The 26,753-nt window shown below is 51.8% G+C and carries 21 protein-coding genes; 12 read left to right on the top strand and 9 right to left on the bottom strand.

What is annotated here, in order from left to right; all coding sequences use genetic code 11:
- Positions 1–180 precede the first annotated feature (180 nt).
- Both rlmF and UNDKW_RS01380 read left to right on the top strand, forming a co-directional pair.
- Entirely contained in the window at positions 181–1,176 is a 996-nt protein-coding gene (gene rlmF / locus UNDKW_RS01385) for a 23S rRNA (adenine(1618)-N(6))-methyltransferase RlmF (RefSeq protein WP_162057290.1), read from the top strand.
- 226 nt (positions 1,177–1,402) lie between these two features.
- A complete protein-coding gene (locus tag UNDKW_RS01380; RefSeq protein WP_162057289.1) occupies positions 1,403–2,647 on the top strand; it encodes a nitronate monooxygenase in 1,245 nt (414 codons plus the stop codon).
- A gap of 69 nt (positions 2,648–2,716) precedes the next feature.
- On the opposite strand, the gene UNDKW_RS01375 is transcribed toward UNDKW_RS01380, so the two are convergent.
- Both UNDKW_RS01375 and UNDKW_RS01370 read right to left on the bottom strand, forming a co-directional pair.
- The gene (locus UNDKW_RS01375; RefSeq protein ID WP_232063195.1) at positions 2,717–3,220 is read right to left on the bottom strand and encodes a YHS domain-containing (seleno)protein; all 504 of its coding nucleotides are present in this window, start codon (positions 3,218–3,220) and stop codon (positions 2,717–2,719) included.
- 259 nt (positions 3,221–3,479) lie between these two features.
- A complete protein-coding gene (locus tag UNDKW_RS01370) occupies positions 3,480–3,665 on the bottom strand; it encodes a hypothetical protein (RefSeq protein ID WP_162057048.1) in 186 nt (61 codons plus the stop codon).
- Between UNDKW_RS01370 and UNDKW_RS01365 the strand changes: the two genes are divergently transcribed.
- The 3 genes from UNDKW_RS01365 (at position 3,586) to UNDKW_RS01355 (ending at position 6,908) form a co-directional block, all read left to right on the top strand.
- Positions 3,586–5,016, top strand: coding sequence for an ammonium transporter (locus tag UNDKW_RS01365; protein ID WP_162057288.1), 1,431 nt, complete (start codon positions 3,586–3,588; stop codon positions 5,014–5,016). The genes UNDKW_RS01370 and UNDKW_RS01365 overlap by 80 nt on opposite strands.
- Positions 5,013–5,417: a hypothetical protein gene (locus UNDKW_RS01360; RefSeq protein WP_162057287.1), complete on the top strand. Its 405-nt coding sequence runs from the start codon at positions 5,013–5,015 to the stop codon at positions 5,415–5,417. The genes UNDKW_RS01365 and UNDKW_RS01360 overlap by 4 nt, the downstream gene beginning before the upstream one ends.
- A 138-nt stretch (positions 5,418–5,555) precedes the next feature.
- A complete protein-coding gene (locus UNDKW_RS01355; RefSeq protein WP_162057286.1) occupies positions 5,556–6,908 on the top strand; it encodes a trypsin-like peptidase domain-containing protein in 1,353 nt (450 codons plus the stop codon).
- A gap of 49 nt (positions 6,909–6,957) precedes the next feature.
- Here the strand turns inward: UNDKW_RS01355 and UNDKW_RS01350 are convergent, their stop codons facing one another.
- The gene (locus UNDKW_RS01350) at positions 6,958–7,968 is read right to left on the bottom strand and encodes a DUF2804 domain-containing protein (protein ID WP_162057285.1); all 1,011 of its coding nucleotides are present in this window, start codon (positions 7,966–7,968) and stop codon (positions 6,958–6,960) included.
- A gap of 64 nt (positions 7,969–8,032) precedes the next feature.
- Positions 8,033–8,608 (bottom strand): hypothetical protein, encoded by a 576-nt coding sequence (locus UNDKW_RS01345; protein WP_162057284.1) that lies wholly within the window; start codon positions 8,606–8,608, stop codon positions 8,033–8,035.
- A 260-nt stretch (positions 8,609–8,868) separates the two neighbouring features.
- Between UNDKW_RS01345 and UNDKW_RS01340 the strand changes: the two genes are divergently transcribed.
- The 7 genes from UNDKW_RS01340 to UNDKW_RS01310 all read left to right on the top strand — a co-directional run bounded on the left by UNDKW_RS01340 (position 8,869) and on the right by UNDKW_RS01310 (position 17,272).
- Positions 8,869–9,860, top strand: a protein-coding gene (locus UNDKW_RS01340; protein ID WP_162057283.1) for an IS630 family transposase whose coding sequence is annotated in 2 segments (ribosomal slippage) — positions 8,869–9,331 and positions 9,331–9,860 — 993 coding nt in all. Because the reading frame shifts where the segments join, the coding sequence is not laid out codon by codon here.
- Positions 9,861–9,989: 129 nt separating this feature from the next.
- On the top strand, positions 9,990–11,291 hold the full coding sequence (locus UNDKW_RS01335; protein ID WP_162057282.1) for a hypothetical protein: 1,302 nt from the start codon (positions 9,990–9,992) through the stop codon (positions 11,289–11,291).
- A 103-nt stretch (positions 11,292–11,394) separates the two neighbouring features.
- Complete coding sequence (locus UNDKW_RS01330; protein ID WP_162057281.1) at positions 11,395–12,183, top strand: FadR/GntR family transcriptional regulator; 789 nt, start codon at positions 11,395–11,397, stop codon at positions 12,181–12,183.
- A 174-nt stretch (positions 12,184–12,357) separates the two neighbouring features.
- Positions 12,358–13,269 carry a 5-dehydro-4-deoxyglucarate dehydratase gene (gene kdgD, locus UNDKW_RS01325; protein ID WP_162039395.1) on the top strand — a complete coding sequence of 304 codons (912 nt, stop codon included), beginning with the start codon at positions 12,358–12,360 and terminating at the stop codon, positions 13,267–13,269.
- 24 nt (positions 13,270–13,293) lie between these two features.
- The gene (locus UNDKW_RS01320) at positions 13,294–14,871 is read left to right on the top strand and encodes an aldehyde dehydrogenase (NADP(+)) (protein WP_162057280.1); all 1,578 of its coding nucleotides are present in this window, start codon (positions 13,294–13,296) and stop codon (positions 14,869–14,871) included.
- Between the two features lie 126 nt (positions 14,872–14,997).
- Positions 14,998–16,368 (top strand): MFS transporter, encoded by a 1,371-nt coding sequence (locus UNDKW_RS01315; protein WP_162057279.1) that lies wholly within the window; start codon positions 14,998–15,000, stop codon positions 16,366–16,368.
- A gap of 1 nt (position 16,369) precedes the next feature.
- Positions 16,370–17,272, top strand: a complete 903-nt coding sequence (locus UNDKW_RS01310; RefSeq protein WP_174247559.1) for an SMP-30/gluconolactonase/LRE family protein — start codon at positions 16,370–16,372, stop codon at positions 17,270–17,272.
- 112 nt (positions 17,273–17,384) lie between these two features.
- Here UNDKW_RS01310 and UNDKW_RS01305 read toward each other — a convergent pair whose 3' ends face one another.
- The 5 genes from UNDKW_RS01305 to UNDKW_RS01285 form a co-directional block, all read right to left on the bottom strand.
- Positions 17,385–19,253: a glycoside hydrolase family 28 protein gene (locus UNDKW_RS01305; protein WP_162057278.1), complete on the bottom strand. Its 1,869-nt coding sequence runs from the start codon at positions 19,251–19,253 to the stop codon at positions 17,385–17,387.
- A 26-nt stretch (positions 19,254–19,279) separates the two neighbouring features.
- Positions 19,280–22,003 (bottom strand): pectinesterase family protein, encoded by a 2,724-nt coding sequence (locus tag UNDKW_RS01300; RefSeq protein WP_162057277.1) that lies wholly within the window; start codon positions 22,001–22,003, stop codon positions 19,280–19,282.
- Positions 22,003–22,824, bottom strand: coding sequence for a rhamnogalacturonan acetylesterase (locus UNDKW_RS01295; protein ID WP_232063194.1), 822 nt, complete (start codon positions 22,822–22,824; stop codon positions 22,003–22,005). The genes UNDKW_RS01300 and UNDKW_RS01295 overlap by 1 nt, the downstream gene beginning before the upstream one ends.
- 82 nt (positions 22,825–22,906) lie before the next feature.
- Positions 22,907–25,600 carry a TonB-dependent siderophore receptor gene (locus UNDKW_RS01290; protein WP_162057276.1) on the bottom strand — a complete coding sequence of 898 codons (2,694 nt, stop codon included), beginning with the start codon at positions 25,598–25,600 and terminating at the stop codon, positions 22,907–22,909.
- 265 nt (positions 25,601–25,865) lie between these two features.
- Positions 25,866–26,564 (bottom strand): FadR/GntR family transcriptional regulator, encoded by a 699-nt coding sequence (locus UNDKW_RS01285; RefSeq protein WP_174247623.1) that lies wholly within the window; start codon positions 26,562–26,564, stop codon positions 25,866–25,868.
- Positions 26,565–26,753 lie beyond the last annotated feature (189 nt).

Below are 26,753 nucleotides of genomic sequence, written 5' to 3'. Positions count from 1 at the left end.
AATTTTACATCCTTTGTCAGGTGAACAAGCCCCCTACTTAAGTATGAACAAAGTATGAGCAGCATTGCCGAAAACCGCCTGCGACCTGAATTTTTTCGGTCAGCAGGCTGTGGGCCTTCGTGGGACAATGCGGGATTCGCCTGCAGATGAGCAGGCATCAAGGATGATGGATCAGGCCAGATGAGCAACAAGAACAAGAAGGATGCAAGAAACCGCGCTGGCAGCTCGTTACTGCATGCACGCAACCGCCATCAGGGACGCTATGATTTTGCTGCCCTGATCAAGGAAGAACCCGCGCTGGAATCTGTATTGCTCAGTACCCCAACAGGCGAAACCAGCATCAATTTTGCCGACCCGCTGGCAGTCAAACTGCTCAACAAGGCTCTTCTGCACAGCAGCTATGGCGTGCGTGGCTGGGATATCCCCTCTGAGTATCTTTGCCCTCCAGTGCCGGGCCGGGCAGACTACCTGCATTATCTGGCTGATTTACTGGCTGACTGCAATCAGGGCCGTGTGCCCAAAGGCAAACAGGTACTGGCCCTTGATCTTGGTACGGGTGCCAGTTGCATTTATCCCCTGCTTGGTGCCAGCGAATATGGCTGGTCATTCTGTGCCAGCGACATCAGTCCGGCCTCGCTGGCTAATGCCCAGGCCATACTTGAACACAATCCCGGCCTGGGCCAGCAGATACAATTACGTCATCAGGCCAATGCGCTATCCCTGTTCCATGGCATTGTTGGCGATGATGAATGGTTTGATGTGAGCCTGTGCAACCCGCCTTTTCACGCCTCTGCTGAAGAAGCAAGGGCTGGCAGCCAGCGCAAGTGGGAAAACCTGAAGCAAACTGGCCAGGCAGAGCAGGCGGTACCCGTGTTGAACTTTGGTGGCCAGGCTGCAGAACTCTGGTGCGAAGGCGGGGAACTGGCGTTTATCAAGAAAATGATAGTGGAAAGCGCGGCAATACCCACAAAAATCTTGTGGTTTTCTACCCTGGTATCAAAATCTGCCAATTTGCCTGCAATCCATGCGGCATTGAAGCAGGTCAAGGTGCTTGATGAAAAAACCATTATCATGAGCCAGGGCAATAAAGAGAGCCGTCTGGTTGCCTGGACTTTCCTGAATGCAAGTCAACAGGCTGCCTGGGCCAAATTACGTTGGTCAAATAGCAAGAGATAAAGCCTGCGCCTGGGTATTTGCCTCCCTTACAGAATATAATCTTAGCTATAGCGGCTAGCCCTGGCTTACAATCTCGTTCGTCTGCCGGTTTGCAGCCCGGAATCAACAAGAAATAACAAGAAGTATGCAATATGTATCTGTAGAGTAAGAGTACTAAGGGTATTGAGAGAGTACTGAATATAGCGTCGCGTGATTTACTTTTGAGCAAAATGTATCAAGGATAACAATGAAACGTGTAGATGATTTCCGCCTGAAGCTGGGCAAAGATGAGCTGGTTCCTATCATGATCGGTGGCATGGGCGTCGATATTTCCACTGCTGAACTGGCCCTGGTTGCTGCACGTCTGGGCGGTATAGGCCATATCTCTGATGCCATGGTGCAGGATGTCTCTGACCGTCGTTTTGACACCAGCTTTGTCAAGGAAAAGACCAAATTCTACAAATACAATATCAACAATTCCGACAAGACTGACATCAAGTTCAACCTTGATCAACTGGCAGAAGCCACCCGTATGCACGTGGGCAAGACCATGGAAGCCAAGCAGGGCTCGGGCATGATCTTTGTCAATTGTATGGAAAAGCTGACCATGAACGGTCCACGCGAAACCCTGAAAGTGCGCCTGGAGTCTTCACTCGATGCCGGTATTGATGGCATTACCATGAGTGCTGGTCTGCACCTGGGCTCGTTTGGCCTGATCGCCGATCACCCGCGCTTCCGCGATGCCAAGCTGGGCATCATCGTTTCTTCGGTACGTGCGCTGCAATTATTCCTGCGCAAAAATTCCCGGCTGAACCGCCTGCCGGATTACGTCATTGTCGAAGGCCCACTGGCTGGCGGCCATCTGGGTTTTGGTATGGACTGGGCAGAATATGACCTGCAAACCATCATCACTGAGATCGTCCAGTATCTGAAGGCAGAAAACCTCGATATCCCGCTGATAGCCGCCGGTGGTATTTTCACAGGCAGCGATGCCGTATCCTTTTTGGAAAACGGCGCTGCCGGGGTGCAGGTAGCAACCCGCTTTACGGTTACTCATGAATGCGGCCTTCCAGACAACGTCAAGCAGGAATACTTCAAGGCCAGTGAAGGCGATATCGAAGTCAATAATATCTCGCCTACCGGTTACCCCATGCGCATGCTAAAGAACACGCCTGCCATAGGCGATGGCATACGCCCTGGTTGCGAATCCTATGGTTACCTGCTTGATGGCAATGGTAACTGCGCTTACATCACTTCGTATAACCGCGAAGTGGCAGCCCACCCTGATGCCAAGAAAGTCTCTGTCATGGACAAGACTTGCCTGTGCACCCATATGCGCAACTTTAATTGCTGGACTTGTGGGCAAATGACTTACCGCCTGAAAGACACGACCCGCAAGCTGCCGGATGGTACTTATGAATTGCTGAGTGCTGAACATGTGTTCCGCGATTATCAATTCAGTGTAGATCACCAGATTGCCTTGCCGGTCTGATCTGACAAGCTGAAAACAAAACGCCGCTTTCGCCTTTGGGCAAAGCGGCGTTTTTATATGTACAAGCAATCAGAGTTCAGATGGTTTTTTGCTGGCGATGGTTTTCCAGTTGGTTTTTGCAAGATCGATATTGCCTGCAATGTCCTTTGCCCAGATCGCGCGGATCTTGGTATCAAGATTGAAGTAGAGTTTGTTATCGACGATGTCATACACATCCGGGTCGGCAACAAATTTCTTGCCTATGGAAGCGCCATATGCGCAGTAGCCACCAAAGGCTGGCAAATATTTTTCAGGATTCGCCAGGAAAGTCTTTTTGTTTTCTTCACTGGTGAACAGGTAATCAACACCATCCACGGTCGCCATATGGTGACCGGTGCCATGGGCAGGTTTTTCACTGGTGAAAAAAGTCGTGAGATCGTAGCCACGTGCACCTATGACGCTATTGGCGACCGTATCAGCGGCGCTGATGCCAGGTACTGCTGCCAGAGATAATGCGGCTAATGCTGACAAGAAGATGAATTTGATTTTGCTGACCAGGCTGCTGGAAGTGCGTGATATGGATGTGAGTGACATGGCGTGCTCCTTTAAATGGTTGAAAGCGGATTTGAGATTCGCCTTGCTCATGTGCGGCGAATGACAGGCACTTTAATTCAGTTCATCAAAGCAAAGAATAATCATAATATTGAATTCATTATTCCTTAAAATGGAATAATTATCACCGATTCTGATTTGGCACTCTCTGCGTGCAAACTCATGCCATGCAGAAATATTTGCTTACATTTTGGTGCATGCAGGTATCCGCACTGGTATCACAAGCAATTTCTTTCCCTGATTAGTTGCGAGCAAGGCCAAAATCACTAGTATCAGCCTTGGCATGAAAAATGCTGCAATGCACATGCTTGTGTGTCATTGACGATGTTTTTGAAAAGGCCAGCCTGATGAAAATACGCGTGCTCTCCAGCTTCTTGCTTCCTGTCTCACTTTTTCTCTCATTTTTCTTCTCATTTTTCTTCTCCATCAGCCTTTTCCTGTATGGCGGCACCTGCTACGCACAAGAAACTGCGCCAGCCAGTTCTGCAGCAAGTGCCGCAATAGCACCTGTAGTGACTGCAGCCACCCCACCAGCCATGACCAAGCCGGGCATGATAGCCGCCGACAAGATCAGCGCTGGCGACACCGCCTGGATGCTGACCTCGACCGCACTGGTATTGCTGATGACCATACCCGGCCTGGCCCTGTTCTATACCGGCATGGTGCGCAAGAAAAATGCCCTGGGTACGATGGCGCATAGTCTGGCGACTACCTGCATCGTCACAGTCTTGTGGGTGGTGCTGGGTTACAGCCTGGTATTCACGGCAGGTTCGCCTTATCTGGGCAGCATTGACAGGTTCATGCTGCACGGCGTGAGCTTCTTGAAAGAAGCCGGGCAGCTCAGTGTGCATCAACTGGCACCGACGATACCGGAAAGCGTATTCCTGATGTTCCAGATGACGTTCGCGATTATCACCCCCGCCCTGATCACCGGAGCCTTTGCCGAGCGCATGAAGTTCTCTGCATTGCTGCTGTTCATCACCTTGTGGTCCTTGCTGGTGTATGTGCCAGTCGCGCACTGGGTGTGGGAACCGGCAGGCTGGCTGGCGGCGCGTGGCGTGCTGGATTTTGCCGGTGGCACTGTCGTGCATATCAATGCCGGTGTATCTGGCCTGGTGGCTGCTTTGATCGTCGGGCCACGCCTGGGTTTTGGCAAGGAACCCATGCCACCACATAATTTATTGCTGACTGCGATAGGTGCATCGCTGTTGTGGGTGGGCTGGTTTGGTTTCAATGCCGGTTCTGCCGGTGCAGCAGATGGCCGCGCCGGGTTGGCGATGCTGGTGACTCAGGTGGCGACTGCGATGTCGGCACTGGCCTGGATGCTGGTGGAATGGCTGCGCCGTGGCAAACCATCGGTGCTGGGCATAGTCTCTGGCGCTGTCGCTGGTTTGGTGGCGATCACGCCTGCCTCCGGCTTTGTTGATCTGACAGGTGCACTGGTCATAGGTGCAGTGGCTGGAGTGGCATGTTACTGGGGTGCGACTTCACTCAAATCCATGGGTGGCTATGATGATTCACTGGATGTATTTGGCGTGCATGCCATAGGCGGCATCGTTGGTGCTCTGCTGACTGGCGTATTTGCAATGAAGAGCATAGGCGGCGCTGATGGCAGCCTTGCCACCCAGGCCTTTGGTGTCATCGTCACTGTGATTTATTCGGGCGCTGTGACTGCCGTAATTCTATGGTTAGTCAAAGTTACCATCGGTTTGCGTGTCAGCAATGAGCAGGAAAGAGAAGGACTTGATCTTGAACTTCACGGGGAGCATATCTTATGAGTACCAGCAGCCTGATACAGAATGCCATGTCAGATAATCTTGCCTTCTCCCTCATGGCAAGACTACACGTGATTTTACGGCGGCAAAATGGCCGCGTCACTGACATAGAGTACATGCGTGTCAATCCCAGCTATTGCCGCAGCATACTGGACATGGCGCTGGAATTACCCAACCCTGATTTGCACGACATCTGCCAAAAGCTTGATGAGATTTATTTTGGTGAAGATGGCTTGTTCGTCACGCCACCGCCCCCCACTCCTTTACTCAACAGAATGGCAGTCAGGAAACAGCCCAACAACAAGCAGGACGATAGCAGCATGCCGGATATGACCAGGATACCCACGCCCGTGCTTGATCACAATGCCATGGTCGATCAAACCTATATAGGTCGCTTGCGTTAGATTGTTATCGCGTGAGATTGATAAGCCGTGCATTGTGCGCGGCTGAGCGCCGTTGCCTGCCCTTATTCAGTTACAATCCTGCAGAAAAAGCTTGCTGTCCCATTGACAGACATGCAAGCCATCCATTCTGGGCAGGTAATGAAAAAAACTCTCTACGACATTCTCGCTGTTGAAGCGGACGCCACGCCAGAACAGATACGTGCGGCCTACCAGCGTGCCACGGCTGAACTCGATCATGAAGGGCAGCATGACCCGAATAAAAAAGTCATCCTGCGTGAAGCCTTTGAACTGCTGCTACACCCACAAAAAAGAGCCAGTTACGATGCCAGGCTGGCCAGGCAGACAAACCTGCAGGCTCAAGCCGCAGCAAACCAGGGCAAGCCAGAAGTAACAATGACGCCTGGGCAAAAGCCTAAAAACTGGCTTGCGCCTGCAATATTGATTGCCTTGCTATTGGCCACAGTCGCGGTATGGTGGTCGGTCAAACAAAAAGAAGCACGTAATAAACTCAAAGAAATTTCTGCCACTAGCGAAATCAGCCCAACAGTCGCGGCAAGCAGGCTACCGGCACAACAGCTCGTGTCTGTGCCTGGCAATTCCGATAGCGGCAAGAGCGCAGAAGAAATTTATGCCCTGCGTTCACCCAGCATTGCCCTGATCTCGGTGTTTTCTCCATCTGGCGTGCAGGTGGCGATAGGCAGCGGCGTCATGATAGAACCGCAAGTGCTGATCACGAATTGCCATGTGGTGCGCAGCGGCGTGCAATACCGTGCCAAGATAGGTAAGGAAGTATTGCCCGCCACAGTCATCATGGCAGATGAGGAATTTGATTTGTGTCGCCTTGGTGTACCTGGATCAAGCGCACCACCAGTCGTACTGGGCAGTACAGACAGTTTGCGCACAGGACAAAAAGTATTTGCCATAGGTGCGCCACAAGGGCTGGATCTGACCATCAGCGACGGCATTATTTCTTCCTTGCGTACTCTGGCCAGTGGCAGGGTGATTCAGACTACCGCCCCTATTTCCCCAGGGTCAAGCGGTGGCGGCTTGTTTGATGATGCAGGCAAACTGGTAGGCATCATGACCTTTCAGCACAAACTGGGGCAAAACCTGAATTTTGCAGTTCCCGCTGACTGGATCAATACCATGTCTTCACGCCGCGCCAGCAACCAGGGAGTGGGCGCGCTGACCATGAGCAGCATAGAGAGTCAGTCTCAGCCCTCTCCTGCATCAGCCAGCCTGTGGGGTAGCTGGGCCTGCATGAATGTGCAGACCGGCTTTAGCATGGAAGTCTCTTTTAGCAGGAATACGCAAGTCAGTGGCAACATGAATGGCAAACGGTTTTACGGCAATTACGCATTGAATGAAAGATCGCTGACTTTTGTTGGCGATATCAGTTTATCTGCCCAGGTAGAACAACTGGGAGAAGCGAAGATGCTCATCAATACAGACCGTGGCGGGCGGCTGGCCTGTGCGCGTACCGGTACTTAGATAGGTGCTAGTCTAAGTACTTAGTCCAGCGCCACGTCATTACCATTCATTACCATTTGGAGAAGTGGTCTTCAGTCACACCCACCAGTTTTTCTATCTGCCGCTTGGGTGCATTCAGACTTGCCCTTACCCAGCCGCTGAAAACACCTATCGGTTGCAGATAACGGCTGCTGGCGATGATAAGGTTTTTATTTTCTGCGCGAAAACCTTCGGGATGAAAATGCAGGTCAAGCAAACCATCATCGGTATAAATATGCCAGTCAGCCATAGCCTGGCCGGGATCAAAGTCGAACTGCGCAGCACCCAGAGAAATGAGTTGTCCATCCAGCCATAGCGCATTTTCGTGACTGGAAAAATACCCGGCCTGCAAATTGAAACCTATGTCCAGCGCATGTGCTGAGGCCCAGCGCCAGCCAGTTTCACGCGCCAGGAACCCATTGCTGTGATCATAGCTGCCTACACCTTTCTGCAAATTGAAACTGCGGCTGCCCACACGTACTTCGCCACTCAATGGCATGCCCGCAGATTTGACGGTTGCATGTACAGTGCCGCCCAGCACTTCACCCACTGCCAGCAAGGACGGCGCAGCCGGTTTGGCATCCAGCATGGCATTGATACTGAATGAACCGCATTGCAATTGCAGTTCATAGCCCCCGCTGGCCGGCAGATGCTGAAAGCGTATGCGCTTACCTAGAAGCCGGAAGACGGAACTGGCACATTCTGCTGGGTGCGCATTCAGTGTTGCTGTCAGACCTGGCAGACCATCCTGGGAATAACTGGCAATAAGCTTGCCTGCCAGCCTGTCGAACACATAGGCAAAGGCCGTGTTGGTCCAGCCCACATCAACAATCGCGATGCCACAGAATATTTCTTCTGTTGCCAGCGCCACATAATGCCAATGCTTGTGGTGCAAGGTTTCCCACAGCTTGCCGCGCCTGTGTGGTGCGGCCAGACTGGTCCAGTCTATGATTGTTGGTGCACCAGCATATTTGCCAAATCGCACCTGACCATCAGGATGCAGGACTTGTGCAGGTGCAGGCGGCAGGAAATTCGCTGGCATGGTGTCTCCATTTTATATTTTTGTACGCCAGCGATTCTGCAGCAAAGCAGTTAGAGGGTCTATTTCAAATTGCTTTCATATCCTGCGCTGCCGGGATACCCATGAGTTTCAAGCAGGCATAGCCCCACAACAGCAAGCCCGCACCCAGGCAGCCATAAGGATCAGCCGCACCTTGAGAAAACACAAATGGATAGGTAACGGCAAACACACTCATCACCAGCCCAAACCAGAAATGACCTGGCACTTTGAACACGCTGGCCAAAGGCAGGAAATGCAGGCCAATGATCAACATGGCGAATGGTGTGACCCACTCGGTCAGGCTCATATTCGCCAGCACATTTCCGCCGACCAGGATGATGACCCACTGAGCTGCATTAATGACATGGAACAGACGCCCTGCCCTTTGTGCTGCCGGGCTATTGTCGTCGGCATAAGCCTTGTATTGCTGGTGACGCTGGACTGCGAGGCCAGCCAGCGTCAACCCCACAATGCCGATGAGCAGATAAACCAGTCCTGTGCCTTGCATGGCACGCTGATTCCATAACACCATCCAGGCAGCGCCAAAGACAGCAAAGAACATCGCCCCCCCCTTGGCACGGGCAGCGTAGGAAGAAAATGCAGCAGCGTTGATTGCAGACATGATGGACACTCCTTGTTGAATTGCTGCCAGTATGTCGAAAGAGAGCGTGCAATATCAGAGCAAAGTGTCAGGATGTGCCAGTGACAAATGTCATGCCTGCTTATCTGTAGTGTTGGTGGAGTCTCAGTGGAGTGTCAATGGATTATAAATGGAGAACTAATGAGGTGCTAAAGCAGAATTATTGATTTTTACGTAAATCATGACAACCGTTTTTGATTTCATTCGTTATCCCAATATGATGTCCGTATTGGAGGTTTGAGATGGCGAAAGAAATAGAAGATGGAGCAAAGCGACGAGTCAAGGCGGGTCGGCTTCTGCTGCAAGGCAGAGGGTGCGCCGAAGTAGCGCTGGTGGTCGGTGTAGCACGCAACACGGTATATACCTGGAAAGCCATACTCGATGAAGGAGGGCTTGACGCGCTGCGCGCAGTAGGTGGAAAGGGGCGGCCTGCACAACTTGATGCCATGGAATTAGGGGAGTTGCGGCGCTGCCTTCTCGATAGTCCGACGGAACATGGTTTTGGCACCGAGTTGTGGACACTTAAACGCGTGCGTCTACTTATTGAAAGAAAGTTCGAAGTGTCGTTCAGTGAAGTGCACGTTTGGCGCATTCTTGGCGCACTGGGATTCAGTAACCAAAAGCCGGAGCGTCGCGCCATCGAACGTAACGAAGATGCTGTACAGGAGTTCAAGAAAAAGACCTGGCCTGCGCTCAAAAAAAAGCCTCGAGAGAGAATCGACTGATTGTATTCATCGACGAGTCCGGAATCAGCGAACGGCCTACCCGTGTGCGTACTTGGGCACTCAAAGGGAAAACGCCGATTATTCAGTTTCATTTCAACTGGAAACATTTGTCCGTGATTGCAGGTGTGACCAGGAAGAACTACTTGTTCCGCTTCCACGAGGGTAGCATCAAGAAGGAGCAAATTGTCGAGTTTCTCAAGGCGCTCAAAGCGCATTTGAAGCAGCCGCTGTTGATCATCCTCGATGGGCTCAGGGCGCACAAATCGAAACTGGTGCGCGAATACCTCGACAGCACCAATGGGTACATTCAAATCGCATTCCTGCCCCCGTATGCGCCGGACCTCAATCCTGTCGAATATCTCTGGGCCTGGCTCAAGCGACATGCGTTGGCAAACTTCTGCCCGAACAACCTCGCCGAATTGCAAACAATTGCCCGCAATAAACTCAAAAGCGCACAACGCCGTCCATCCATCATCATGGCATGTTGGAAGCAGGCGGAGTTGTGGTGATGTCATCAATTATGTAAAGCTCAATAGTATCATCGGTGTCACTTGCATGCATAATATCGCTTTTGTAATTGTCGGCACATTTGCCTGCAATGCGACCCGCGCAGGCGGCCAAGGACAGGAGATTCTTCAGTGCACTTACTCATTATCGTCATTGCCTTGTTGGCCCTGGCTTATTTTCTGAATCAGGTCATGCAAAAGAACAACCACGCGCAGGACGGAAAGCCCTTGCCCGCCGCTGGCCGTGATGCGGCACATCAAAGCCAGCTCGACCGTGCAGCAAGTGCGCAGGCAGTTGCCTTTATCTCGGAAGGCAAATTGTTTTACCGTGCTGCCCATGGTGAAACCAGGCAATTGCATAGCCCTTACGTGCAAGAGATGCTGGACAAGATGGAAAAACATCGGGAAAGGCATGCCTGGAAACAAGGCACCAGCTTTGGAGTTTCTGCCTCAGGTGCATGGCGCCAGTTTGATGGCGAGGGCGAGCAGATCAATGCAACGGCCATGCAATTTGATGATCAGAGACGCATCCTGTATTTTTTGCAGGATGCAGGCATGGGCGGCCTGTTTTCTTATGATCTGGAAACTGGCACCGAAAAGCGCATACTGCACAGGCAAAACCTGGCGTTGACAGATATGCATCTGGACCAGGGCAGTGGCAAGCTGCTGGCTTCATCAATGAATAAAACCGGCATCGCCAACCTGGTCATGCTCAATCGCGAAGGTGAGGAATTCCGTGAACTGACGGGTGGCGATACGCTGGACACCAGCCCCTGCTGGATACCTGATGCAGAAAAACAGATCCTGTATCAATCTACCGGCATCGCCCGCAACCAAAGTGGCGTTACCCTGGCCTATGGCAATGCCAGCATACAGATGCTGGATATAAAAAATGGGGCTGTCACGCCAGTGCTGGATGATCCACAATATGACTTCCTGCACCCACGTGTCTGCCCGCAAGGTAATCTGCATTTCATTCGTCGTCCTTATGAAGTACCCAGATACGACACCAGCAATGCGCTGCTGGATACCTTGTTTTTCCCTTTCCGTTTATTGCGCGCGGTGTTTCATTACCTGAATTTTTTCTCCATGATGTATAGCCGCAAGCCTTTGACCAGCGCATCCGGCCCGGCCTTGAATGCAGATTTAAAAGAAATCATCCTCAAGGGCAAACGCATAGACGCTGAAAAAGCCTTGAAAAAAGAGGCCATGGTCAATGGCGTGCCTTCATTGGTACCAGTTTCGTGGCAGTTGGTCAGCCGTAATCGTCAGGGCAATGAAACTGTGCTGGCGACCAATGTGGCGGCTTATGATATGCGTGCTGATGGCAGCATTGTTTATTCAAATGGGCGCGGCGTATTCTTGCTGGGTAGCGGCAGGCAATCAGGCCTGATATTGAAAAGTGAGCTGATCGCTGATGTTATTTCTCAATGAAACCAGGAAAAGACCTTATATGTTGTCATACAACTTTATGCGGGCTTTTTAAGTTAGAATCAATCTATAACAATCAATTACTCATCAGAACAATAGCCGGTTCATGGAAACTCAAGACTACGCCAACGCTCTGCCTACCAAAAGACGGCATAAGAGCCTGTCTCAGGGGCTGGTAGAAAGTATCAGCAATAACATCAAGAATGGCATCCTGAAGCCGGGTGAAAAGCTGCCTACCGAATCTGCCATCATGAATCTTTATGATGTCAGCCGCACCGTCGTGCGTGAAGCCATATCGCATCTGCAGGCTGCCGGGCTGGTGCAAACCCGGCATGGCATAGGCACTTTCATCCTTGAGCCCAGCCAGGCTGCCAGCACCGGCATGTTGCGCGAAGCCATCGTCACCGTCAGGGATGTGCTGGACATACTGGAACTCAGGATCAGCCTGGAAACCGAGGCCGCCTGGCTGGCCGCTTCGCGCCGTACTGAAGAGCAGGCGATAGCGCTGGGCAAGGCGCTGGAAGATATCCTGGCCAACAAGACCGAAGAAAATGCCTCGGTCAATGCCGATGTGCGCTTTCACCTGCTGATTGCGCAATCTACCGGCAACCGTTACTTTGTTGATATCCTCAGCAACCTTGGCACCACCATCATTCCGCGCGCCAGATTGAAATCTGCGATGCTGACACTGGAGGGCAGTACCGGGAATGCCAATCAAAATAACAACAGTGGCAGTAGCTACCTCGAAAGGGTGAACCGCGAGCATGAGGATATTTACCTCGCCATACAGCGCAAAGACCCGGAAGCCGCCCGCGCTGCCATGCGTACCCACCTCAGCAACAGCCGGGAAAGATTGAGACAGGCGCAACAGCGGATAGAGGCACCTGCAAGCTGATCCCACCTTGATCCAGGCTTAAATTCAAAAATTTTAAAAGTGTGCTTGTCTTCTCTTATTTTAAGTTGTACGATGACGTATGACTTAAAGAAATAAATAAGCTTACGCACTTACTTTTTAAAACCCGACCAAACCTGGTCATGACGAATCCAGGTTTCCATTTCCGGAGCTACCATGCATCCTCAAGAACTGAAACAAATCCTGTCCTCTGGCCTGCTGTCTTTCCCTTTGACTGACTTTGACGCCGCTGGCGACTTCAATGCCAAGACTTATGCAGAACGCCTTGAGTGGCTGGCCCCCTATGGCGCCAGCGCCTTGTTTGCTGCCGGTGGCACGGGTGAATTCTTCTCGCTGACCGGTGGTGAATATTCCGACATCATCAAGACTGCCGTTGATACCTGCCGTGGCAAAGTGCCTATCCTGGCCGGTGCCGGTGGCCCTACCCGCCAAGCCATTGCCTATGCACAGGAAGCAGAACGCCTGGGGGCGCACGGCATTTTGTTGTTGCCACATTACCTGACCGAAGCCAGCCAGGATGGCCTGATCCGTCACGTAGAAGAAGTCTGCGCTTCAGTTAAATTTGGCGTGGTTGTGTATAACCGCGGCAATTGCCGCCTGACCGCTGATTCCCTGGAAAAACTGGCAGCACGCTGCCCTAACCTGATCGGCTTCAAGGACGGCATAGGCGATATCGAATTGATGGTATCGATCTGGCGCCGTATGGGCGACCGTTTCAGTTACCTCGGTGGTCTGCCTACTGCAGAAGTTTATGCAGCGGCTTACAAGGCACTGGGTACACCGGTTTATTCTTCTGCCGTGTTCAACTTCATGCCAAAACTGGCGATGGACTTTTACCACGCCATTGCAGCAGATGATCACGCTACAACAAACCGTCTGCTGGATCAGTTTTTCCTGCCTTACCTTGAAATCCGTAACCGCAAAGCCGGTTATGCAGTGAGTATCGTCAAAGCTGGCGCACGTCTGGTTGGCCATAGCGCAGGCCCGGTCCGTGCACCGCTGACCGACCTGACAGAGGAAGAAGATGCCATGCTGCACAAATTGATTTTGGCGCAAGGTCCACAATAAATTCAGAAGCAAAGGGAGTACAGAATGCAAATCACCGGGCAAATGCTGATCGGTAAAAAAGCGGTTTTTGGTCTGGCAGGCAATGTCAAAGCCATAGACCCATCGACCAATCAGGAAATCGAGCCTGTCTTTGGCTTCGCTACAAAAGATGAAGTTGAGCAGGCTTGCCAGCTGGCTGAACAGGCGTTTGACAGCTACCGCACCACCAGCCTGGAATTGCGGGCACGCTTCCTGGAAGCGATCGCCGCAGGTATCATGGATTTGGGCCCTGCACTGATAGAACGTGCAGCACAGGAAACCGGCTTGCCTGTCGCCCGCCTCGAAGGTGAACGTGGCCGTACCGTCAATCAATTGCGCCTGTTTGCCAAGGTAGTACGTGATGGACACTGGTTAGACGCAACCATAGACAGCGCCTTGCCAGAACGCGCACCACCACGCCCGGATTTGCGTCTGCAAAAAATCGCCCTGGGCCCGGTTGCCGTATTTGGTGCCAGTAATTTCCCGCTGGCGTTTTCAGTAGCTGGCGGCGATACCGCATCTGCCCTGGCCGCTGGCTGCCCTGTCGTCGTCAAGGCACACAATGCCCACCTGGGTACGGCAGAACTGGTAGGCCGCGTCATACAAAGAGCCGTCGCGGATTGCGCTTTGCATGAAGGCGTATTCTCCATGCTGGTAGGCGCTGGCAGCCAGGTCGGCCAGCAACTGGTAGATCACCCGGCTATCAAGGCGGTGGGCTTCACTGGCTCCCGCTCCGGCGGTCTCGCACTGGTAAAAACTGCCAGCCAGCGCAAAGAACCTATCCCGGTGTATGCAGAGATGAGCAGTATCAATCCGGTATTCTTGCTGGATCATGCTCTGGGCGAACAAACCACGACACTGTCGAAGAATTTTGTCGATTCTCTGGCCTTGGGTGCTGGTCAGTTCTGCACTAACCCTGGGCTGGTCATCGCCATAGAGAGCGCAACAGCACGTCAATTCCTGCAAGATGCCGCCAGGGCTTTGGAAGACAAACATGCAGCGACCATGCTGACCCCGAGCATACACCAGGCCTACGTCAAAGGCACTACGCATCTTGCTGACATAGCGCAACTGCAATTGGTGGCCAAAGGTCAGCAGGCGGAATCTCCATGCGCAGCACAAGCGATGCTGTCTGTATGTTCAGGCAGCACCTTCCTGAGCACGCCAGCCTTGCAGGAAGAAATTTTTGGACCTTCTTCCATTGCTATCCTGTGCAAGGATTTTGATGAAGTAATCGCGGTCGCCTCATCACTGGAAGGTCAATTGACAGCGACCGTACATGCTGTCGCTGACGATCATGTCCAGGCCAGGAAGCTATTGCCAGTGCTGGAAAGAAAAGCAGGACGCATCCTGTTCAATGGTTTCCCTACTGGCGTGGAAGTCGCGCATGCGATGGTACACGGCGGCCCTTTCCCGGCAACCTCGGATAGCCGCAGCACTTCAGTTGGTGCATCAGCGATCGAGCGCTTCTTGCGCCCGGTGTGCTATCAGGGCTTCCCGGCAGATTTGTTGCCAACGGCACTGCAGGATAGCAATCCCTTGCAACTTGCACGTATGATGGATGGGAAACTGACACTCGCTTAAAGAAAGATGAATCAGCCTGGGCACGCCCGGGCTGTTTTGTAAATGTTTTGCAAAATGAGCTCATGTACACAGCACTCAAAAGAAGTGCAGACATGGTAATAAAAATCATCATCAGGAGACGCTCGCATGAGCCAGCAAGCTATAGGAAAATACCGGTGGACTATTTGTGCCCTGCTATTTTTTGCCACCACCGTTAATTACCTGGATCGCCAGGTACTCAGTCTGTTAGCACCCGATTTATCCAAGGAATTTGGCTGGACCAATACTGACTATGCCAATATCACGGCGGTGTTCCAGTTTGTCTATGCCATCTCCATGCTGTTCGCCGGACGTTTTATCGACAAGATAGGCACCAAGAAAGCTTATCTGGTCGCCATTGCAGTATGGTCAGTTGGTGCGGTCATGCATGCTTATTCCATCATGCTGGGCGAAGGCATGGTCAGTGCGCTGACTGCACTCGGCATCGCTGCGATTCCAGTGTCTGTCGCAGGCTTCATGATTTCGCGTGCAGTGCTGGCAATAGGTGAAGCCGGTAACTTCCCTGCAGCGATCAAGGCCACGGCAGAATATTTCCCCAAGCATGAACGCTCTTTCGCCACCGGGATCTTTAATTCTGGTGCCAATATCGGTGCGATCCTGGCACCTTTGACTGTACCGCTGATTGCAGCGCAATGGGGTTGGCAGTCTGCCTTTATCATCATCGGCGCGATAGGTTTTGTCTGGATGATTTTCTGGCAGATGTTCTATGACAAACCTGAACAGCAAAAATACCTTTCAGCAGCAGAACTGGCCTACATCAATAGCAGTGATGCACAAGCTGCAGAGGCAAGTGCTCCTGGCGATGCGGGGAAAAAAGTATCCTGGTTCAAACTGCTGTCATATAAGCAGACCTGGGCCTTTGTCATCGGCAAATTCATGACGGACGGCGTGTGGTGGTTCTTCCTGTTCTGGCTGCCCAAGTATCTTGAAGCACAGTACAAGATGCAAAAAACCGAGATCGTCGTGCCACTGGCAGTGTTGTACAGCATGACCATGATAGGCAGCATAGGCGGTGGTTATTTCCCCAGTTATTTCATGCGCCGTGGCGACAGTGCCTATAATGGCCGCATGAAAGCCATGTTCGTGATTGCCCTTTTCCCGCTCGTGGTTTTGCTGGCGCAACCATTTGGTTATCTCGGCTTCTGGGTGCCGGTATTACTGATAGGCGTAGGCACTTCTGCCCACCAGGCCTGGTCTGCAAATATCTTCACCACTGTGTCTGATATGTTCCCGAAAAAATCGGTGGCATCCATCGTCGGTATCGGTGGCATGGCCGGTGGCCTTGGTGGTGTACTGGTCTCCAAAACCGGCGGCTGGCTGTTTGATTATTACGGAAAAATGGGGCAGATACAGACTGGCTACACCATCATGTTTACTTTCTGCGCGGTAGCCTACCTGCTGGCATGGGGCATGATGAAGGCGCTGGTGCCTACCCATAAAGAAATCACTGACCTGTAAGATGCCTGAATTTTCTCATATAGAGTCGATACCAGCCGTGAACTGCATCGTCGGTGAAAGCCCTCTGTGGCATGCGGAGCAGGCGGCCTGGTATTGGGTCGATATCCCGGCAAAAACCGTCTGGAAACTCGATGCCAGGAATGGCCGCTTGACATCCTGGCTGACCACGGAAATGGTCGCCTGCATCGCCCTGAAACAGGATGGCGATTTTATTGCGGGTATGGAGAGCGGCCTATTCAATCTGCATCTTGGTGAAGGCTCCCGCGCCCTGCAGACCCGTCTCGCAGCGCCTGCAGAATTGAAGGAGTCAGGAACTGGCATGCGTTTCAATGATGGTCGCTGTGACCGTCAGGGGCGTTTCTGGAGTGGCACCATGTTCATGGACATGGCAGCGGCGAAAGCGATAGGCAATCTCTATCGCTATTCAACAGCACAAGGACTGTCTGAGCCTGTCGTCAGTAATCTGCTGACCCAGAATGGCCTGGCCTGGTCACCAGATGGCAAGACCATGTATTTGTCGGATTCCCATCCTGCCAGCCAGACGATCTGGGCATTTGACTATGATATGGAAGATGGCATGCCACATAACAAGCGCGTCTTTGCCGACATGAAGCCCATGGCTGGTCGCCCTGACGGTGCCGCCATGGATATCGATGGCTGCTACTGGATATGCGGCAACGATGGTGCCTGCCTGCTGCGCTTCACGCCTGCAGGCAAGCTTGACCGTACCATAGCATTGCCCATGAACAAACCGGCCATGTGCACCTTTGGCGGGCCGGACATGAGTACCTTACTGGTGAGTTCCATAGGTGCTGGCAAGGCAGAACATGATCAATGGGCAGGCAGCCTGGTGCTGGTCAGGCCGGGTGTGGCAGGTGTGCCAGAAACAAGATTCGCAAACTGATTTCATAATTTACCACCTGAAAGCGCAGCGGTACTTGAGCGCATAAGAGTTAATAGGCTGTAATAGCCCACTAATCTCTTATGCGCATTTTTTTTCGGCTTATTTGCAACGGTTATGCAGAGAGCTGGCCATTGTGCAGCTTGTCACCTATCAGCACATTCTTCAACTCCAGGCCCTTGACGTTGTACAAATACAATGGGCTTGCAGCATTCACTGGCGTACCAAACTGACAGTCGCTAATGGTCACATTGGTGACCGGGAAGATCATGGGATTCTTGTCGTCACCGTTATAGTCTGAGGCGACCGGGCCAAGGATAACGATGGCCTGGAAGCACGAGAACTTGCCGTTTTTGGTCGTGACATTACCCACTTTGACATTCGAGATATGCACATTCGTCACCACCGGGGGCCTGGTCCTGACATTGTCACTGACCGGTGCGTAATCGCAATCAAAGGTGATGACCGCACCGGCAGCGGTGGCGACTGTCTTGGATTGAATTGGAGAGCCAGGCAGCGATGTGTAGAAAGACGGGCTGGTCTGCACGCCATTCGGTATGTTGATATTGCGTACAAAGAAATTCTTGAGGTAACCACCGCGGTTCATATTCGTCTTCAGGCGTATCGCGGTATTCAACGGATTGGTAGCCCAGTTGATATTTTCGAACAAGAGATTTTGCGCATACACATTCTGTATGCCACCCGCCATTTCACTACCCAGCGTTACCGCGCCATGGCCACTTTGCATGGTGCAATTCTGGATGACGATATTTTGTGATGGCCCATACTGGGTATCCAGATTTTTACCGGCCTTGATGGCGATGCAGTCATCACCTGAATCAAATGTGCAGGACTCGACCAGTACATGATCACAGGCCTCGGGGTCAAAGCCATCGCTGTTGGGGCCATGGCTTTTCGCCAGGACATTGCGTATCACCACATTACGGCAATGCACAGTATGGTGTTGCCAGAATGGGGTATGGTTAACCTGGTAGCCCTGCATCAGCACATTCGTGCAACTGATAAACTGTATCATCGGTGGACGCAGATTATGTCCCATACCAAAGATACGTTTTCCCAAGGGCACACCTGCCTCGGACAGGGATGGCAGATAATTCGCATCTGCACGCCATTTATCATTGTCACCCTGTATGCGCAGCCTTTGTTTTTCATCGAGTTGCGGTGCGATTTTTTCCAGACTGGTCGCGTTCAGGTCATTTGCGGTATTTTCTGAGCGCTTGCCTAGCTTGTAATTTGGCGTGGTATTTTGCCCCACAGAATTGATGGTTTTTTGCTTGCCCTTCCAGGTCCACCAGCAATCACCATTATCATCAAAGGGAACACCACCTTGGCCGTCGAGTATGCTGCTCCAGTCATCACCCGTCAGAGCAATATTATCCTGGCCATAGGCATATACCATGGGTGAGAAATTCAGGCAGTCATTACTCTGCCAGCGCGATATGACCAGCTTGCCATTTGGCCCGCAATCAAAGCTGCCGTATTTAGCATAGTCTTCAGGATTATTGCTGAAATAGATGTGCGCACCTTTCTGTAGATGCACATTGACATTCGACAGCAAGACGATGGGGCCTGCGCAATACCAGTTACCGGCAGGGATGATCACACGGCCACCGCCAGCTTCATGGCAAGTTTTGATCGCCTGAGCGATCGCAGGATAAATATCTTTGGCATTGGCGACCGGTGTAGATAAATTGTCCTGCTCTTCAAAAGAGATCCAGGATTTGACTTTCTTTAATTCACAAGTGACGGCACCAAAATCAGTGATGCGGTAATCAGCAGCGCGAAATTTGAGGGGCTTGGCGAGGCGATCGACAATGTCCTGGGCTTTTTGCCAGGGGTCTTCTATCATGCTCGCGGCGAGCGCTCGGCTTGCTGGCAAGCTGCTGCCAGCAGCCAGGGACATCGTCTTGATAAAGTTGCGGCGCGCCGTCTGACTTGCCACTGTATTTTTTTCGTGTTTCATCTCGTCTCTCTTATGCTGTTACCGGTTTACTCTTCAGTATTATTAAATTCTGCCAGGAAGATACGCACAGGTGAAAAAGGCCCGTCATATCCCATCTGCTTTACAGGATCAATTTTTGCTGCCAGTAGATTCGCCCAGTAATCATCGCTGGTAAATTGCGCAGGGCGGTAAGGCAAGGTACCCTTTTTGTTCCAGTCTGACCAGGGCTGCTTTTTATTGATATGTGCACCGATGACAGAATTCATGACGACCATCTTGCCCACCGTTTCCAGCGTTTGCCGCCTGATCGTACCTGTCGGTGAATTGAAAACATCGACCTCACCTATCTGGCAGTCATATCCCGAAATTGGTACAGGCGCATACGGTGTGCAGCGCTCATTATGGAACCACTGGCGGGCCAGGCTGAATTTACCAGCGAGGGCATTGCTGCTGCCGTCATGGGTGAAGCGGCAATGATCAAACACAAAGCCATAGCGCGACTTCACATTGGTGTTAGGGGCACCGACATAAGAGGAATTGCGGTCGCCCAGGGATTTGATTTCAGTTTCAAAAAAGTAGGCCGTGGCATCACCAAAAATAAAATCGACATCGCCTTCTATGTAGGAGCGCTGGAAAAACTGCCTGGCAGTCTGGCCATCCTTGCCTGACTTCATGTACAGGGTGTCCTGGAAGCCCAGCATGCGCACACCATCAAAATGCGTCTTGTCTGCACCATCCAGCATGACGGCCAGCGCCTGGTGATGCACCATCTGGCTGCGTGCATAAATACCGTTTTCATCTGGGCAATTACCTGGCTGGCAATCTGCGCGGGCATTGCCCTGATCCTTGTTATAGGCATTTTCTATCGTCAGGTTTTTTGCCTGAAAGCCGGGACTCTTGACCCACAATACGGCAGTGCCAAAAGTCCCCAATGCTGGCCGGTCTTTGATGCTGTTGTACATGGCGACGATGTTACTGTGTACACCCGCGAACTGTGCAGAAAATTGCGAACTGTAAGTGCTGCCTGTCGTTGCTGCATCAAGATTGGCACTGATGCGCGTCGTAGCGGCATCACTGCCATACAAGGTGATGGGGATAGTCGTATCAGGCACATACACCAGTTCACGGTAAGTACCAGGTTTGATGTAGATGTGAATGCGCTGCTTGCCTGCTTTCGATTTTTCTATATCACCAGCAGCCTGATTAACTGCGGCCTGCACTTGCCTGAATGCCCTGATGCCATCTGGTGTGGCGTTGGCATCAACGATATAGTCAGGCACCAGTTGCGGGTCAGCGGCAATGGGGGCAGACAGCGGGTCCCATGGTGCAACTTGTTCCTTACCAGGAAAACCTGCATATTTCAAGACTTCGCTATAGGAAAAATTCTTGGCAGCGTGCGCATCAAGTTGCGGACGCTTGCTAATATCAGTTGTACTATTTGGTTCTGGATACGCAGCAAATGCCTTTTCGCACTGTCCAGGATTGGCAGCCACTGCATTGAAAACTACTTTATCACGGCCTTCCAGTTGCACATGTTCAAACTGGCTGCTGCTCTTGTCTGCTACGCTGACATCCTTCATTTTGAGTGCAATGACATGTTCTGCATCATAGCCTTGCAGAATGATCTTGCCTGGTGTTAAAGACTGCACATGCTCGAGACTGATATTGCGGTATTGTGGCACCAGATTACCTGTGGCAGTTTTACCGTAATGGGTATCAAAGTCTATCGGTGCCTTGACATTGCGTATACAGACATTGCGATAGTTGATGTTTTGTACCAAACCACCACGTGAGACATCGCTCTTGATACGCAAGCCTGAAGTCGTGCCGTCCATGCTGAGATTTTCGACCAGCACATTGCTGACACCGCCATTGGTTTCACTGCCTATGGACATGCCATGGCCTGAATAAAAATGGTTATTGCGGATGGTGATATTTTCTGTCGGGCCGTTGTTACCCGCCTTGATGGCGACATTGTCGTCACCGGTACGGATATAGCTATTGGCAATCGTAATATTGCGCGAAGAGATAGGGTCTATGCCATCGGTATTTCTGGCATTGGCGGGCGTATCGATGCGCACACCCCAGGCGGTAAAGCCATCAACCTGGTTCAGCGTGACATGAAAATTGGGTGAATTGCGCAAAGTGATATTGTGCAGGGTAAAATCATTCGACTGCGCGACTTCTATGAGTCTGGGCACATTCTGGCGATTGTTTTCTTTCTGCGCACGCCGGGCGATCTGCCACCAGCTTTCTTCCTTGCCGGTAATACGTTCGCCACCCTGGCCATCAATGACACCTTCGCCATAAATGCCGCTGCCTTTGGCGCGTTCAATCGTAATAAAAGGTTTGCAACCTTTGCCCTTGTCATCATTGATACCGCAGGTGCCTGTGCCACGGTCATAATCGAACGGGTGCGTCGATGCATATAAAGTCACACCGGTATCAAGCAATAGTGAAACACCGCTGCGCAATTGCAAGGCACCGGACAGAAAAGCGGTCTTGCCATTACGGCTGCTCAGGCGCACTGCCTGGCCGGGGCGGCAGGCGTCTATTGCGGCTTGCAGGCTTTGTGTATCCGGTGCACGACCAGATACAGCATTTTGTTTACCGCTCTCCAGTTGCGCTGTCAGTACGCTGCAGATTGCAGGTGTCTGTGGTTCTTTTACCAGGCGGCTATCTTGCGCAAACACTGAGTCGGTAAATAACATGCCTGATGAGGCCAGTGCAGCGACAACAGCTAATGCAGAAGATTTTTCTCGCTTGCACATCATCTGTTCCCTGGAATCACATGCGCTTGCAAATTCGGCGCTACCAGCAGCAATTCCTTGAGCATCATGGCAGAGAAGTGTGCTGCGCCTTTGCTACCCAGGTGAGTACGGTCAAAAGCAGATTTCGCCGCACCGGCTCTTTCCGTCTTTGCCAGGTCACCAGTCTCTGCTGGCAATGCGGCTGGTGGCGGTGCCATGGCCAGCGTATCGGCTTCAGCCTCGCCCATCGCCTGTACTGAGCTATAACTGATGGCATTCAAATCTATCATCGGCACACGTTTGTCGGCAGCCACTTTCATGCTGGCATCTGCCCAGGGCCGCAAATCATTTTGCAATTGCGTACCCTTGAAGCTGCGCCTGGTCAAGGGCGTCACCAGCACGGCTTGCGCGCCGGCTGCCTGCACATCATTGACATAGCCTGCCATATTGACAGGGAACTCTGTCGCCAGATCGGTAGAGCGACCGGGCTTGCCGGGCTGGTCATTGTGGCCGAACTGTATCAGTACCAGGGTCTGGCTGAACTGTGTATTGCTTGCCATGAGCTTTTGCACTACTTCCCATGAACCTTCGGCACGGTAACTGCCAGAGCTGCGCCCGCCTTTTGCCAGGTTAAGGCAAGTCACCTCAGGCTTGAAGCGCGCGCACAAGGCATCACCATAGCCACTTTTGGGGGCCATGGTAGAGTCACCCACGAGTATGATGCGCGTAGGCTTGGTGGACAATGCAGGACTTGGCGATGCAGCCAGCCGTGTCTGGCTGCAAGCGCACAGCACCAATGCGCTGATCGCAGTCATGGCGATAGTGCGGAGTATAAGTTTCATGGGATTTTCTGGGTTCTTAAAAGAAACAGGGTCTGCGAACAAACCCTGTCTCTGTCAAATGACTACATTACTACGTTAGTGCTTAAAAGTTATAAGTCACACGCGCATTGAATGCACGGCCTATCGGGCTGGCAGCACTGCTCAAATAGCCATAGGTATAACCACTGTGATTGGTGACAGGTGGTTTGGCATCAAACAGATTGGTGATACCGAATGACAAGTTGGTATTCTTGAAACCACGGTAACTGGCAGTCCAGTTCCAGACCTGGTAACGCTCGATATCCCTGAAGTATTCTGGGGAGACGAGGTTCTGGTCATGGTAACCAGTGTTAAAGTTTTGCGTCAGTTGAGAAGCCCAGTTACCCGAATTCCAGGACATGGTCAGCGTATGTTTCCAGCGGAAAGTAATGATAGGCAAGCTGCTGGTCGTACCATTGCTGGCGACACCAAAACGACCTACGTTGGAAACATAGGCGCTGTCTTTTTCCAGTTGGTTGTCGAACTGTGTCAGGTAAGTGCCATTCAATTCAAACTTGAAATTACCCAACGAAGTTTTAGGAATGGAATAAGCCAGGGCCAGGTCAATGCCGGACGCTTTTTGGCCACCCAGGTTCATCGTGATGTTCTTGATGTAAGCCAGTGAGCCATCAGCATTACGCACGAACAGGTCAGCGTACTTGGTCGGGTTCAGGAAATAGACTTGCTCAGGCAAATTAGCCAGCATGTCTTTCATTTCTATATGCCAGTAATCAGCAGACACGGTCAGGTTTTGCAAAGGTTCTGCAGCAACACCTAGCGTAAAGCCTTTGGATGTTTCTGGCTTCAGGTCAGGATTACTGCCAGTCTGACGCGGCAATGCCACATTACATACTGTCGATGCGACCAAACCTGGCAAGGCTTTGCCTGTTCCGGCTACGCCAGGCGTGCCACCTGGGCATTGCACGGGATCATCCCATTTTGCAGCTGTCGTGGTATTTGCACCAGGTACGCGATAACCGTAGCGGTCGAACAGTGTAGGTGCACGGAAACCGGTATTGGCAGAACCACGGAACATCAGAGACTTCATGGGCTGATAGCGGAAGCTGGCCTTGGGATTGATGGTATTGCCAAAATCACTGAAATGATCGTCGCGCACGGCTACGTTGAAATTCAATTCCTTGGTGACCGGGATTTCCATCTCGGCATAAAGCGCTGCGACATTTCGTGCGCCCTGGCCATGCGATGGGCCAGAAGCCGCGTAAGTGACCACAGAGGTGATATCTGTCTTGGTATCTTCTGTGGTATCTCTATGCACATCGGCACCCAAAGCCAGTGTCAATGGTCCGCCAGCGAGTGTAGTCAACTCAGTGGAGGCAGTCAGGTCTATGCCTGTGAAGGTGCTGATGGAATGGCGATTCAATGCGCCATCTACAGAGATACTTGCGAGGTAAGCCTTACCTGCAGCATCCTGCAGACCAAAAGGATTCAGCGTGCCGTTGGCTATGCCTGTCAGCAAGCGAGGTCCATTCACATAACCTGTTTCGTAGTAGTTATCACGCTGGCTGTGACCATAGACAAAACCAGCCTTGTAATCCCAGTTACCGAAACGGCCTTCATCATTGACGCTGATTCGCTGGTTGACTTGTACGTCCTTGGTGGTGGCTTCTGCCAGGTCGGCGACGCTCCAGGTAACAGTCAGTGGCTCACCTTTGAGACCTGCTACAGCAGGTACGCCGCCAGAGTTACCTGGATACCATTTGCTGGTCGATGGTATCAGGGCTGCGACACCATTTGCTGTCAGGCTGGTCGTTGGATTTTTTGTACCGAGGATGTATTCCTGGCCGCGCATGTAGTCGATAGTCAGGGTGTGGTCATCGCTGAATTTCTTGGTGCCCTTGGCATAGAAAGTGACCTGCTCGTTAGCATACAATGCTGTGCCGTAGTAAGCTGCGTTCAGGATACAGGTATTCTTGGCGCCCTGTATGCTGTATGGGCCCTGGCAGCCTGATGCATAGTAGGGATTGGCAGCGGTTTTGTTGGTCGCTGTCGTGAAGTTCGCTGGCATGGCATAGCCGCCGCTACCCAGTGTTGGTGCACGGCCTATGCTGGTCAGTATATCTGTGGTGCTCAGCTCGGCACGATCTGAGGCCAGCAAGCGACTGCGGCGGTGCGCATCTACTGTGCCGTACAAATTCCAGCCATCTTTTTGCAAATCACCGACGCCAACCGTGGCGCTCAGGCGCTGTTCATCGCCACCACCAGATTTTTGTGGTTTGACATATTGCGCAGAGACGGAATTGCCAACCACTGTACGTTTGGTAATGAAGTTGACCACGCCGCCGATCGCATCAGAACCATAGATGGAAGATGCACCATCACGCAGGATTTCTACCCTGGCGATTGCGCTCATAGGGATCACATCAAGATTTGCATAACCGTCGGCAATCGCTTCATTGGCCAGACGGCGGCCATTCAGCAAGACCAGAGTGCGGTTGACGCCAAGGCCACGCAGATTGATGTTGGTGCCAGAACCAGCATTGGATGGTGCCAGTGAGCTCGATTCTGGCAATGACATCATCAAATCTGCCAGTGTGGTCATGCCACGTTTTTCCAACTCTTCACCGGTCACCAAAGTGACTGGCAATGATGCTTCTGATGCCAGGCGTTTGATGGATGAACCTGTGACTTCCACCCTTTGCATTTCTTGCGCCTGAGCCTGATTGACCATAGTCAGCACAGCCAGCGCTATCGATGACAATACAAACATGGGCCTTTGGAATTTCTTATCTTGTTTCATTTGCAGTCTCCTCCAGTTTTCATAGAATTCTCGCGTCCATGCCTCTTTGGGCATGGAGCACTAGTTGGAGCACCTCGCGTACTCTGTGCCACTGCGACGAAGATGGGCGCAAAACGCCCCACCGGGGTCACAGCCGGTCAAAAATAATAAAACCCGATTACCGCAAATAAAGTCGCAAATGTTTTCTTTGCTTGATGACTTATCTGCTCTTTTGCTTTTGTGTCGCTTTTACGTTGCCATGCACAATTTATGTACTGCCATGCATTCAGCCGCGTGAGAAAGTCCTGGTTACCCTTTCAAGATGCGCCCGCATCGCCTTGCGCGCTGCTGCCGGATCATGGGAGGCAATTGCCTCCAGAATATTTCTATGATCAGTCAGCGTTTCCTGGCGCAAGTCTTCTGTCTGAAAATGCTCCTTCAATTTATGCCATAAACGGCCACGCTGGTTCCACAGATATTCAACCGTACCCACCAGCGCACTATTCCCGGTTGCCCTGGCGATGGCCAGGTGAAAATTCCTGTCGGCATTTTCATTACTGGAATAATTGGCATGATGCTTTTCCATTTCCAGTACGGCTTTCAAGATTTCATCTACCGCAGAATCAGTCGCTACTCTTGCTGCAATTGCTGCCACTTCTGCTTCTATCAGGCGACGTGCCGACAGCACTTCAAACGGCCCTGGCCCGGCTTCAGGCACATTCGCCTGGGCTTCAGGCAACTCACTGACATAGACGCCAGAGCCACCTCTTACTTCAATCACACCACCGAGTTCCAGCGCTATCAGTGCTTCACGTAAAGATGCGCGGCTCACACTCAATTTGGTTGCCAGATCGCGCTCAGAAGGCAACCGCTCACCGGCAGCTATATTTTCTTCAGCGATCAGGGCCTGGATCCTGTCTGCTACCACGCGGTACAACCTGGGCTCATGCGTCAGCCCTTCGTTCTGTGAACTATTTTTTTTCATCATGGTGTTTGCTACCCGTAGAAAAGCTTAACAAAAGCAATTCGGTCAGACCATTCTAATGTGGTCAGACCAAATTTGCAATGTGGACTAGCCAGATTTTTTATTTGGTGGCATACTCGCCACAAATGATACGAGAGGGATTATAGCGGACTCTGCATTTCCTCCCGTAGAAAAAGAAAAATCTGACGG

This window comes from Undibacterium sp. KW1, from assembly GCF_009937955.1.
GTDB lineage: Bacteria > Pseudomonadota > Gammaproteobacteria > Burkholderiales > Burkholderiaceae_D > Undibacterium.
This window is presented reverse-complemented; position numbering and strand designations above follow the sequence as displayed.